Annotated in this window: 11 protein-coding genes; 2 read left to right on the top strand and 9 right to left on the bottom strand. The window is 63.2% G+C overall.

Annotated elements, in window-relative coordinates; translation table 11 throughout:
- Nucleotides 1-194: 194 nt before the first annotated feature.
- The 4 genes from RMO57_RS09215 to RMO57_RS09200 are packed head-to-tail and all read right to left on the bottom strand — an operon-like array spanning nt 195 to nt 5,395.
- Nucleotides 195-596: a VOC family protein gene (locus tag RMO57_RS09215; RefSeq protein WP_310385937.1), complete on the bottom strand. Its 402-nt coding sequence runs from the start codon at nt 594-596 to the stop codon at nt 195-197.
- Nucleotides 597-655: 59 nt separating this feature from the next.
- Complete coding sequence (locus RMO57_RS09210) at nt 656-1,711, bottom strand: 2-oxoacid:ferredoxin oxidoreductase subunit beta (RefSeq protein WP_310385939.1); 1,056 nt, start codon at nt 1,709-1,711, stop codon at nt 656-658.
- Between the two features lie 10 nt (nt 1,712-1,721).
- Nucleotides 1,722-3,584, bottom strand: coding sequence for a 2-oxoacid:acceptor oxidoreductase subunit alpha (locus tag RMO57_RS09205; RefSeq protein ID WP_310385935.1), 1,863 nt, complete (start codon nt 3,582-3,584; stop codon nt 1,722-1,724).
- Nucleotides 3,581-5,395, bottom strand: a complete 1,815-nt coding sequence (locus RMO57_RS09200; protein WP_310385933.1) for an FAD-dependent oxidoreductase — start codon at nt 5,393-5,395, stop codon at nt 3,581-3,583. Before RMO57_RS09200 ends, RMO57_RS09205 begins: the two co-directional genes overlap by 4 nt.
- 533 nt (nt 5,396-5,928) lie before the next feature.
- Here RMO57_RS09200 and RMO57_RS09195 point away from each other — a divergent pair.
- Nucleotides 5,929-6,333 (top strand): hypothetical protein, encoded by a 405-nt coding sequence (locus tag RMO57_RS09195; RefSeq protein WP_310385930.1) that lies wholly within the window; start codon nt 5,929-5,931, stop codon nt 6,331-6,333.
- Nucleotides 6,334-6,623: 290 nt separating this feature from the next.
- Here the strand turns inward: RMO57_RS09195 and RMO57_RS09190 are convergent, their stop codons facing one another.
- The gene (locus RMO57_RS09190; RefSeq protein ID WP_310385929.1) at nt 6,624-8,549 is read right to left on the bottom strand and encodes a diguanylate cyclase; all 1,926 of its coding nucleotides are present in this window, start codon (nt 8,547-8,549) and stop codon (nt 6,624-6,626) included.
- A 431-nt stretch (nt 8,550-8,980) separates the two neighbouring features.
- Between RMO57_RS09190 and RMO57_RS09185 the strand changes: the two genes are divergently transcribed.
- Complete coding sequence (locus RMO57_RS09185; RefSeq protein WP_310385927.1) at nt 8,981-9,313, top strand: DUF6172 family protein; 333 nt, start codon at nt 8,981-8,983, stop codon at nt 9,311-9,313.
- Between the two features lie 63 nt (nt 9,314-9,376).
- Here the strand turns inward: RMO57_RS09185 and RMO57_RS09180 are convergent, their stop codons facing one another.
- The 4 genes from RMO57_RS09180 to RMO57_RS09165 all read right to left on the bottom strand — a co-directional run.
- Entirely contained in the window at nt 9,377-10,552 is a 1,176-nt protein-coding gene (locus tag RMO57_RS09180) for an acyl-CoA dehydrogenase (protein WP_310385925.1), read from the bottom strand.
- An 8-nt stretch (nt 10,553-10,560) separates the two neighbouring features.
- On the bottom strand, nt 10,561-10,971 hold the full coding sequence (locus RMO57_RS09175; protein ID WP_310385923.1) for a RidA family protein: 411 nt from the start codon (nt 10,969-10,971) through the stop codon (nt 10,561-10,563).
- Nucleotides 10,955-11,380 (bottom strand): thioesterase family protein, encoded by a 426-nt coding sequence (locus RMO57_RS09170; RefSeq protein WP_310385921.1) that lies wholly within the window; start codon nt 11,378-11,380, stop codon nt 10,955-10,957. The genes RMO57_RS09175 and RMO57_RS09170 overlap by 17 nt, the downstream gene beginning before the upstream one ends.
- A 3-nt stretch (nt 11,381-11,383) precedes the next feature.
- The coding region (locus tag RMO57_RS09165) for an AMP-binding enzyme (protein ID WP_414896399.1) at nt 11,384-11,682 on the bottom strand (299 nt) is incomplete at its 5' end.

Genomic DNA, 11,682 nt, shown 5'->3' with positions numbered 1-11,682 from the left:
TTAACGATTAAAGACTTGACCCTCAGCCTCTCAGCCTGACTTGACCCTCAGCCTGAGACCGATTAAAGACTTGACCCTCAGCCTGAGACTCCCTCAGCCTGCCATGACCCTCAGCCTGCCACGCGCGCCTACAGCCATGATTTCGAGCGCTATCTGGGCCTGGCCCACGCGCAGATCTGCATAGGTTTGGCGGACTAACTCCCAGCCTCGGCGTCATGGCAACAGACGCAGAGTTTGTTGCCGTCCGGGTCGCGGAAGTAAGCGCCGTAATAGTCAGGGTGGTACTGCGGGCGCAAGCCCGGCGCGCCCTCGCAGGCTGCGCCCAGGCTCAGCGCCAAGGCGTGCGCATGATCGACCGACGCGCGCGTCGGCGCCAGCAGTGCGACCATCTGCCCGTTGCCCGGCGCGGCCGCTGCGCCGTCAAAAGGCTTGCCGATCAAAAACAAGGGGCGTGGCGCATCGGGTGCTACCCAGCCAGCCCAGGCTTTGGCGGCGTCGCTGAACTTCAGCAGCAGCCCGAGCTCCGCCATCAAAGGCTTATAAAAAGCAGAGCTGCGCTCAAAGTCGGCAACTCCCAGATGAACATGTGAAATCAATTGCCCGCCCGCCTTGGTATTTGAGAAAGAGTTCGCGCCAGCGGCCCCGTGAAAGCAAATCATCGCAGACCCGCGTTGACCTTCTCCAGCGCCGCCGCCCCCGGGCATAAATCCGCTTCGGTCAGCCGCCGCAAACCCTGGGCCGGCGTGCGCAAAGCGGCGTGCATGTCTTCAGCGTCGGGCTCAATATAAAGCAGGCCGGTGACCACCTCGCCTTGCGCTTGCAAGGCCTGGACATGGGCCATCGCCGCCACCCGGTTGCTGGGGTCGTAGTCGGCGTGCAGCTTGCGCAGGCGCAGCACCGTGCCGTCATGCTGCTCGACGTCCACGCAGTCGCCCGGCGCCACTTGTGCCGTGATCTCCTCGCGCGGGCTGATGAAGTCAATCCGGCTGACTGCCTCGTTATGCTCACGCACATAGTCGTAGCTGCGCGTACTGCCCGCGTGGTTGTTGAAGGCGACGCAGGGGCTGATGACGTCGATGAAGGCGGCGCCTTGGTGTGCCATCGCGCCCTTGATCAGCGGCACCAATTGCTCCTTGTCGCCGGAGAAGCCGCGCGCCACATAGGTCGCACCGAGTTGCAAGGCCAAGCCGATCAAGTCGACCGGCGAGTCGGCATTGACGGCGCCCTTCTTGGACTTGGAGCCGCGGTCGGCGGTATCCGAAAACTGACCCTTGGTGAGGCCGTAGACGCCGTTGTTCTCGACGATATAGACAATATTGACGCCGCGCCGCATCACATGGGCGAATTGGCCCAGACCGATCGAGGCCGAGTCGCCGTCGCCGGAGACGCCCAGATAAAGCAGCTCGCGGTTGGCCAGATTGGCACCGGTCAGCACCGAGGGCATGCGGCCATGGACGGTGTTGAAGCCATGCGAGGCGCCGAGAAAGTAATCCGGCGTCTTGCTGCTGCAGCCGATGCCGGACAGCTTGGCGACCCGGTGCGGCTCAATGTCTAACTCCCAGCATGCCTGGATGATGGCGGCCGAGATCGAGTCATGCCCGCAGCCGGCGCACAGCGTGGAGACACGGCCTTCGTAGTCGCGCCGGGTGCGGCCGACCTTGTTGCGGGCCAATGAAGGGTGGTGCAAGAGGGGTTTGGCGATATAGGTCATGGCTTGTTTATCAGTCATCCTGTCCAACTTGCCCCATTTGACCCACAGCGCGCAGCGGTTTGACCGCCATCGCATGGACGGCGCGGGTGATGGCGGCGGTGATGAAGCGCGCGGTGATCGGCGTGCCGTCGAAGTGCAGCACAGGCAGCAGCCGCGCCGGGTCGATTTCCAGCTCATTGACCAGCATTGAGCGCAGCTGCGCGTCACGGTTTTGCTCGACCACGAAGACGTTGTCGTGAGACTTGATGAAGGCGGCCACCGAGTCCGGGAAAGGGAAGGCACGCAGCCGCATCGCGTCGAGCTCGATATCGTCGGCGGCCAGCAGGTCCAGCGCCTCGCTCATTGCCGGGCTGGTTGAGCCGAAATACAGCACAGCCAGCCGGGTCGGCTTGGCCGCTGCGCGCAAGACCGGCTGCGGCACCAGCTTGGCGGCGGTCTCGAACTTGGCCAGCAGACGGCGCACGTTGTACAAATAGTCAGCCCCGGCCTCCGAGTAGCGCGCATAGGCGTCCCGCGTGGTGCCGCGGGTGAAGTAGGCGCCCTTGCTCGCATGCGTGCCCGGCAGCGTGCGCCAGGGGATGCCGTCCCCGTCCACATCCTTGTAGCGGCCAAAGTCGCGCCCGGCCTCCAGCTCCTCGGCCGTCATCACCTTACCGCGGTCCATGGTTGTTGCGTCGTCCCAAGCAAAGGGCTTGCACAGGCGCTGGTTCATGCCGATGTCCAGATCGCTCATCACAAAAACCGGCGTTTGCAGGCGGTCGGCCAGGTCGAGCGCGGCGGCCGCATGCTCGAAACATTCGGTCGGGTCTTCGGGAAACAGCAGCACATGTTTGGTATCGCCATGCGAGGCATAGGCGCAAGCCGTCAGGTCGGCCTGCTGGGTGCGGGTGGGCATGCCAGTGGACGGCCCGCCGCGCTGCACATTGATGATGGTGACGGGGATTTCGGCGAAGTAGGCCAGGCCGATGAACTCGGTCATCAAGGACACACCCGGCCCCGAGGTCGCGGTAAAAGCGCGTGCGCCCATCCAGCCCGCGCCCAAGACCATGCCGATCGAGGCGATTTCGTCCTCGGCCTGCACGATCGCATAACGCTGCTCGCCCGTGGCTTTGTCGACGCGGAACTTGGCGCAGTATTTCTGAAACGCCTCGGCCACCGAGCTGCTTGGGGTGATCGGATACCAGGCCGCCACGGTGGCGCCGCCATAGACGCAGCCCAGTGCGGCGGCGCTATTGCCGTCGACAAAGATCTTCTTCCCAACTTGGTCACTTGCTTCGACCCGCAGGCCGACGCTGCCGCTCAGGTGTTCTTGCGCATATTCACGCCCCAACTGAAGTGCTGTCAAATTCGAGCTCAGCAGCTTCTCCTTGCCCGCATATTGCTCGCCGAACAAACGCTCGATTTGAGCGGCATCGATCCCCAACAAGACCGACAACGCGCCAACATAGACGATGTTCTTGAACAGCTGGCGCTGGCGCGGGTCGCTGTAGTTCTCGTTGCAAATCGTCGTCAGCGGCATGCCGATCACATGCACGTCGGGCCGGAAAGCGCTGGCCGGCAGCGGCTTGCTGCTGTCATAAAACAGATAGCCGCCGGGCTCGATCTCGGCCACATCCTGCACCCATGTCTGCGGATTCATCGCCACCATCATGTCGATGCCGCCGCGCCGGCCCTGGTGGCCGGCCGCGCTGACGCGCACCTCATACCAGGTCGGCAGGCCCTGGATATTGCTGGGGAAGATATTGCGCGGGCTGACCGGCACGCCCATGCGCAGAATCGCCTTGGCGAACAGCTCATTCGCCGAGGCCGAGCCGGAGCCGTTGACATTGGCGAACTTGATGACGAAGTCATTGACCGCTTCGAGGCGCTTCATGCCGACACTCCGTGCCGGGCCGGGTCGCGCCCGCCGGCCTTGGCGGGGTTGAACAGGAACTTCTGCATATCCCAGGCGCCGGTCGGGCAGCGCTCGGCGCACAGGCCGCAGTGCAGGCAGACGTCTTCGTCCTTGACCATCACCCTGCCCGTCTTCAGCTCGGTCGAGACATAGAGGGCTTGGCTCTCGTTCAACGCCGGCGCCTTCAAGCGGCCACGCAGTTCGGCCTCCTCGCCATTGACCGTGAACGTGATGCAGTCGGTCGGGCAGATGTCCACACAGGCATCGCACTCGATGCAGGCCGGTGGGCTGAAGACCGTCTGCACATCGCAGTTCAGGCAGCGCTGCGCCTCCTTGAAGGCGGTGGCCGCGTCAAAACCTAACTCGACCTCGACCTTGATGCTGGCCAGCGCCTTTTCGGCCGCCGCCCAGGGCACTTTGAAGCGGTCATCATTGGAGACGCCGTTGTCATAGCTCCATTCATGAATGCCCATCTTCTGCGAGATCAGATTGAACTGCGGCGGCGGCCGTTGACGCAGGTCATCGCCGTGCAGATAACGGTCTATGGACACGGCGGCCTCATGGCCATGCGCAACCGCGGTGATGATGTTCTTGGGCCCAAAGGCCGCATCGCCGCCGAAAAACACCTCGGGCCGACTGGACTGAAAGGTCTGCGCGTCCAGCTCCGGCAGGCCCCAGCGGTTGAACGCGATGCCGCAATCGGCCTCGATCCAGGGGAAGGCATTCTCCTGGCCGACCGCCAGCAAGACCTCGTCGCAGTCAATCAGCACGTCGGGCGCGCCGGTCGGCAGCAACTGGCGCCGGCCCTGCGCGTCCAGCTGGGCGGCGACGATCTCGAACATCATGCCGACCAAGCGCCCTTCCCTGTGCACAAAGGCCTTGGGCACATGGCAGTTCAGGATCGGGATGCCCTCATGTTGCGCGTCCTCTTTTTCCCAGGGCGAGGCCTTCATTTCATCAAAGCCGCTGCGCACAATCACCTTCACCTCTTGAGCGCCCAGGCGCCGGGCCGAGCGGCAGCAGTCCATCGCGGTATTGCCACCACCTAAAACGATCACGCGCGGCGCCACGCTCGTCACATGGCCGAACGACACCGAGGCCAGCCAATCAATGCCGATATGGATCTGGGCGGCGGCCTCCAGCCGGCCGGGCAGCTGCAAATCGCGGCCGCGCGGTGCACCGCAGCCGACAAAGATCGCGTCGAAGCCCTCGCTCAACAAGGCCGCCATAGAAGCTATGCGCTCGCCGGCACGGAACTCCACGCCGAGGTCGAGGATGTAGCCGGTTTCCTCATCAATGACACTCTCGGGCAGGCGAAAGCGCGGAATCTGCGTGCGGATGAAGCCACCGGCCTTGGCCTCGGCGTCGAACACCGTGACGGCGTAACCGAGCGGCGCCAAATCACGCGCCACCGTCAGCGCGGCCGGGCCGGCGCCGATGCAGGCAACACGCAAGCCATTGCCGGCCAAGCGCGCCGGCATGCGCGCCTTGACATCGCCCTTGAGGTCGGCGGCGACGCGTTTGAGCCGGCAAATCGCCACCGGCTCAGGGCTCGCACCATTGTTTTCCTCCACCCGGCCGCGCCGGCAAGCCGGCTCGCAGGGGCGGTCGCAGGTGCGCCCGAGCACACCGGGGAAGACGTTAGAGGCCCAGTTCACCATATAGGCATCGGCATAGCGGCCCGCCGCAATCATGCGGATGTATTCGGGCACGGGGGTGTGGGCGGGACAAGCCCATTGGCAGTCCACCACTTTGTGGAAGTAGGCGGGGTCGGCAGCGGTTGCGCGCAAGGCAGTCTCCTGTATGGAACCTTCAGCGGCGGCTCTTGTTCAACGCGCCAACCCAGGCCCTAGATTTGTATCGCCGATGAAAATCCTACGCCCAGCCGAACTACGCCGGTATTGGCGCTGACCCTTGGAAATCGGAGTTGGCTTGCCTCAGGCTTGCGCAGCGATTAAGATGTAAATGGTTTATACGATTTATCAAGAGGAGCACTATGCAAAACACCAACGCCAACAACACCGCTGAGTCCCCAGCCCCAGCCCCAGCCCCAGCCCCAGCCCCGGCCCCAGCCCCAGTCACAACCCCGACCACCGCCCTGGCCGCCGCGTCCACCGAGACGGCGGCCACACCGGCCGTAGCCGCTTCGGTCACTGTCGCCGCCGCCAAGCCTGTTGTTAAGCCTGTTGTTAAGCCTGCCGTTAAGCCAGCCGTTAAGCCAGCCGCCAAAGCAGCTGCCAAGCCTGCAGCGTGGCCAGTGGCGCGTGCGGCCGACGCGGCCAAGCCGGCCCGCAAAACAGCCGCTAAAACAGCCGCTAAAACAGTGAGCAAGGCCGCGGTGGCCAAGGCCGTGACCCCTGCAGTGGCAAAGCCTGCCGCCAAGTCGCTGCCGACCAAGGCCGTCAATGCCGTCACGGCAGTTGCCAAGCCGGTGCCAAATGTTGCGCCCAAAGCTGCCGCCAAGCCAGCCATCGCCAAGCCAGCGGCTGTCACCGAGACCAAGCCCAAGCTCAAGTTGGTGCGCGACAGTTTCACCATGCCGCGCGCGGATTTCGAGCTGATTGCCCGCCTGAAGGACCGCGCCATCGGCTTCAAGCGCTCGACCAAGAAGAGCGAGTTGCTGCGCGCCGGCTTGCAAGCCTTGATGGATCTGACCGACAAGCAGCTGGCCGCTATTTTGACGGCGCTCACGCCCATCAAGGCCGGCCGCCCTAAGAACAGCGACTGACTGAACGCGCCTGACTAACTGTCATGGTCCGGGGGCGGAGCACCCCGAACCATGAAACAACGCGGACAGACGCCCCGGTGGGGCGGCTGAATCCGTGTTGTTCCACGTTAAAGCGCCGCCGGCCCTGGCGCCTGATGCAGACTGACCCGTTCGGACGAGCAGGCTGCGTCGAAGTCGGCCTCAATCTACGTCAGCGCTTCGGCGTCGCCGGCTGACACGGTGACGATGCCCATCGCCTGGTTGCGACCACGCGACTTGGCGCTGTTCAAGCAACTTTGTTGGCGGCCATGTCATGGGCCAGCCTCCCAGGTCTTGGGCGCAGCTTGCAAAGCCAGTAAATTCACCGTCCCCTCACGCCATGCGGCCTCCAATTCATCGGCCAGAACCTGCACCCCGGCCTCGTCTTTTGCCGCCATGGACACGATCCCGAAGGCTCGGTTGCGCCCATGGGCTTTGGCCAAATACATCACGATATCAACCAGATCAAGCGCCCGCTCCCAGGCCATGGCCACACCATACGGCGCCAACGGAAAGCTGGCAAACCCGATTGAGGCCGTGACCGCGATTTGCACCTCACCGTGTTGCATCGTCGTCTGCGCGATCTCGTCCAGCAAGCGTTGCGCCAGCAAACTGGCCGAAGCCGCCTGACGACCATCAATGACGATCAGGAATTCCTCCCCGCCCCAGCGCACCACCAGGTCTTCGTCCCGCAAGACGGCCCGCAGTCTAGCGGCCAACTCGACCAAAACACTGTCACCGGCGGCGTGGCCATAGCCATCATTGATCCGCTTGAAATGATCGATATCGATCAAGAACACAGTGCCAAAGAACTTGCCCTTGGCGGCCAAGCGCTTGATGGCGGATTGAAAATGGCGCCGATTGGCCAGGCCGGTCAACGGGTCGCGCTCGCCTTGGCTCTTCAAGGCGGCATTGCTGAGGGCCAGCGCTTGATTGGTTTTGCGTATGCGCTGATAGGCCAAGGCCAGCAAGATGCCCGACAACACCACGCAAGCACCCAAAGCCGCCGACAGCTTGAGCCGCAAATCGCCCGCACGCACTTGCTCGGCCTTGAGCTGATTGCCCTGATTGAGTGCCTCGATCTGCTGGGCCTGGATCTCATTGTCGAAGCGGGCCTGCGCCTCCAGCACCGCTTTGCGGCTGCCCTCGCGCAGCACCCGGTCACTCAAACCACGGTAATGGTGATAGGCCTGCACCGCGCCGGGTAAATCACCAAAGCGCTCCAGCTGCTTGGCCAGTTCCAACCAGCCATCCGAGGCCTGCGCCCGCTGCCCCTGGGCTTCGTCGACCGTGATCGCCGCGATCGTCTCGCGCTTGCCTTCCTCGATCAGCTTGAGGCCGATTTTCGCCATGCCGATGTTTTGCCGAGCCAGCGTCTCGCTGCTCAAGTCATGGTTGGCCAAGGCCATGGCCAACGCCTCCTCGGACAGACTGCGAGCCTTTTGGAAGTCGCCCTTGCGCAACTGGGAATCGGCCGCATTGGCCAATGCCAGCGCCAGCATGGTCGGCGAGCCGGCCTGGCGCGCGAAATCCAATGCCATCTGCATGGCCTGCCCCGCCGTGGCCTCGTCACCCAACTCCGAATAAATCATGCCGCGGCTGTTGTGCAGGCGGGACATCAAAATCGGGTCGGGGTCACGCTCGGCCACTTCGGCTGCCTCGGCAATCAACTGCTTGGCGCGCTCCAATTGCTGTGCACGCATGTAGTTGAAGGCCAAACCTATCAGCGCCAGGGCGCGCCGCCAGGGCGCGCCGCTTTGCTCGGCCAAGCGCAGGGCCATCACACCGGTATTGATGCCAGCGTCCACATCCCCGGCGTCCGACAGCAGGGTCGCCAGCAACCAGATGCTGCGCAAACGAAGCGTGATGCTGGCATCGGCTTCTTCGACACCGTCGACCCATTCCAAGGCCTTGATGGCGCCAGCCGGATCGCCATCTCGCAACAGCAGCTTGGCCCGCAGATAGGACGCCGCCAAGCGCGCGGCGTTGCGCTGCCCCGCATCGGGCCAGGCCTCAAGTTCGGTGATCAGCCACTCAAGCAAAGCCCGCCTGTCACTGAACTCGGCATTGATGATGCCGCGCAGGGCCAGCACTTCGATCTGCTCGGCACTGCGTGGTGGGGCCTGCGCCTGCAGGATCAGCAGGGCCAGATCATTCTCCAGCCAATGGCTGCTGCCCGAGCGTTCGATCCTGTCCAACGACGCGCGTAGCCGCGCTGGGGAATGGACGGATACCCCCGGCGCAGTCGGCCGGGGGTTGGGACTCACGCCGCCGACACCCTGCGCAGCCATTGCCGCCGGGTATGCGCTTGACAACAGCATTAGCAACAGCATTTGCAACAGCACTCGCAACAGCACTTGCAAGTGGGCCAGCAAGTGCCCAGGCAACACGCCAAGGCGCTGCCACCTTATCGTCCTTATCGCTGCAAGAGGCAAAGGCGCGATCATGTCCTGTGATTTTTTCTGTAGCTTGGGGGCTGGACCGGGTGCGGCTGCATTCTTGCCCATCAAACCGCAATGGCCCCAAATCAGTATCGCCTGTTATTTGGGCCCGAGCCCAGCTTGAACATCACAGTTTCACAAACACCGGATAATCCAGCTCACAGCGCTGACGCGCACCAAGGCAAAACATGAAAAAAACATTCCTACTCCAAGTTGAAGGCAAGCACCCGGACCGTCTGCTTGAGGCCATCAAGCATGAGATCCGCAAATACATCAAGCGTGAGCAGAACAAGTCGCGCCCCGAAGGCGTGGAATTTTGGGACTTTGATTGCCGCTTCGGCAGCAGCGAAGCCACCGCCGCGGTGATTGAAGTCGCCGACATCACGGCCCGCATCAACGCTTACGCCGCCGACAAGGCCGATGCCTTTTACCTGGAACTGCTGGCCAAGCCGGGTGTGAAGAAGCCGCGGCCACCGGCTCCCGCGCCGATCGCGGAAACCGACGACACGTCGGACGCGTAGAACCCGCTCAATCAGTGGGTGACAGAGCTACTCGCTACGCTCGGGCGGTCTGTCACACCATGACTAAAAAGCCGCGATCCCCGTCATCGCCCGGCCCAGGATCAGCGCATGGATGTCATGCGTGCCTTCATAGGTGTTGACCACCTCCAGGTTGACCAGATGGCGGGCGATGCCGAACTCATCCGAGATGCCGTTGCCACCCAACATATCGCGGGCCGTACGGGCAATCTCCAGTGACTTGCCGCAGCTGTTGCGCTTCATGATCGAGGTGATCTCGACCGCGGCCGTGCCTTCGTCCTTCATCCGCCCTAAGCGTAAGCAGCCCTGCAGGCCCAGCGTGATCTCGGTCTGCATATCAGCGAGCTTTTTTTGCACCAGCTGATTGGCGGCCAGCGGCTTGCCGAACTGTTGGCGATCCAGCACATATTGGCGCGCCTTGTGCCAGCAGTCTTCGGCCGCGCCCAAGGCCCCCCAGGCGATGCCGTAGCGGGCGCTGTTCAAACAGGTGAACGGGCCTTTGAGGCCGCGCACCTCGGGAAAAGCGTTTTCTTCGGGGCAAAAGACCTCGTCCATCACGATCTCGCCGGTGATCGACGCGCGCAGGCCGACCTTGCCGTGGATGGCCGGCGCCGTCAGGCCCTTGAAACCCTTCTCCAATACAAAGCCGCGGATCTGCCCATCGTCGTCCTTGGCCCAGACCACAAACACATCGGCCACCGGGCTGTTGGTGATCCACATTTTTGAGCCCGTCAGCGAATAGCCGCCCGGCACCGCTTTGGCCCGCGTGATCATGGCGCCCGGGTCGGAGCCATGGTTGGGCTCGGTCAAGCCGAAGCAGCCAATCCACTCGCCCGAAGCCAGCTTGGGCAGGTATTTCTGCTTGGTGGCTGGCGTGCCGAAGTCATTGATCGGCACCATCACCAGCGAGCTTTGCACGCTCATCATCGAGCGGTAGCCGGAATCGACCCGCTCGACCTCGCGCGCGATCAGGCCGTAGGCCACATAGCTCAGGCCCGGCCCGCCGTACTCGGGCGCAACGGTGGGGCCGAGCAGGCCGATGGCGCCCATCTCGCGGAAGATCTCCAGGTCGCAGCGTTCATGCCGAAAGGCTTCCAGCACACGCGGCGTCAGGCGATCCTGGCAGTAAGCCGCGGCCGCGTCGCGGATCATCCGTTCCTCGTCGCTCAACTGCTCATTCAACAGCAGCGGGTCGTCCCAGTGGAAAGTGGCTTTGCTCATGATTGTTCTCAAGTAGGTATAACGGCAGTCACTTCAATCTCGATCTTGGCCCTATCTTCCATCAATCCGGCCACCACCACCGCCGCCATGGCGACACCGTACTCGGCCCCCATCACCTCGCGGTAGACCTGACCGACCTCACGGCCGCGCGCCTGATACTCTTTTTTATCGAGCAGATACCAGGTCATGCGGGTCATGTGGGCGGGCGTGGCGCCAGCCTCTAGCAGGACCGCCTTGATATTCATCAGCGTCTGACGTACCTGTTCAATGAAGTCATCGCTGTCGAATTGGCAAGCGCTGTTCCAGCCAATCTGGCCGGCAACGAAGACCATTCGACCGCTCGCCACCACGCCATTGGCATAGCCGCGCGGTGGCGCCCAAGCGGCCGGCTGGAGGATTTGTTTACTCTTGCTTGTCATTGGCTTGCTCCAAGGCAGCGCGTAAATCGGCTGGAAAAGGTTGAGCCCGGTGGGTCTCTAACGAGGTGCAAACCAGCACCTGCTCAAAAGAAACCCGGCAGCCGTCTGGTGCGTCGAACTGTATCGTCAGCCCTAGCGAGCTGCGGCCCAACTTGTTGATGGCGAGGCGCTGCGTCAGCTGATCGCCCATGCGACTGACCCGTTTGAAATCGGCACTCAGACGCACCGAGGGCATGCCAACCCGGCGCGGCCCCAGCAGTTGCGCATAGTCAACGCCGAGGCCCTGCGTGAACCAATCTTCCACCAGCGCATTGAGCATCTCGAAATAGCGCGGATAAAAGACGATGCCGGCCGGGTCGCAGTGACCGAAGCGCACCAACTCTTGGCGCTCAAACACCCACCGCGTCATCGCCTAAGACTCCCCAGCCTGAGTGCGCAGCCGAAAGCGCTGCAGCTTACCCGTCTCGGTGCGTGGCAAGCTCGCCCTGAATTCGATCGCGCGCGGGTATTTGTAAGGCGCAATAGTCGCTTTGACGAAGTCCTGCAGCTCTTTGGCCAGCTCCGGGCTGGCCTCTGAGCCAGCGCGCAAAACCACCACCGCCTTGACGACTTGGCCGCGTTCCTCGTCGGCCACGCCGATGACCGCACATTCCGCCACCGCCGCATGGGCCAGCAGCGCCTGCTCCACCTCCGGCCCGGCGATGTTGTAGC

This window comes from Roseateles sp., from assembly GCF_031397715.1.
Taxonomy (GTDB): domain Bacteria; phylum Pseudomonadota; class Gammaproteobacteria; order Burkholderiales; family Burkholderiaceae_C; genus Paucibacter_A.
Note: the sequence above shows the minus strand (reverse complement) of the source record. Positions and strands in the feature narration are given on the sequence as shown.

Coding starts and splice junctions, on each gene's coding strand:
- RMO57_RS09180 (WP_310385925.1), bottom strand. CDS start 10,552: ATGAGCAAAGCCACTTTCCACTGGGACGACCCGCTGCTGTTGAATGAG.
- RMO57_RS09205 (WP_310385935.1), bottom strand. CDS start 3,584: ATGAAGCGCCTCGAAGCGGTCAATGACTTCGTCATCAAGTTCGCCAAT.
- RMO57_RS09175 (WP_310385923.1), bottom strand. CDS start 10,971: ATGACAAGCAAGAGTAAACAAATCCTCCAGCCGGCCGCTTGGGCGCCA.
- RMO57_RS09170 (WP_310385921.1), bottom strand. CDS start 11,380: ATGACGCGGTGGGTGTTTGAGCGCCAAGAGTTGGTGCGCTTCGGTCAC.
- RMO57_RS09185 (WP_310385927.1), top strand. CDS start 8,981: ATGAAAAAAACATTCCTACTCCAAGTTGAAGGCAAGCACCCGGACCGT.
- RMO57_RS09210 (WP_310385939.1), bottom strand. CDS start 1,711: ATGACCTATATCGCCAAACCCCTCTTGCACCACCCTTCATTGGCCCGC.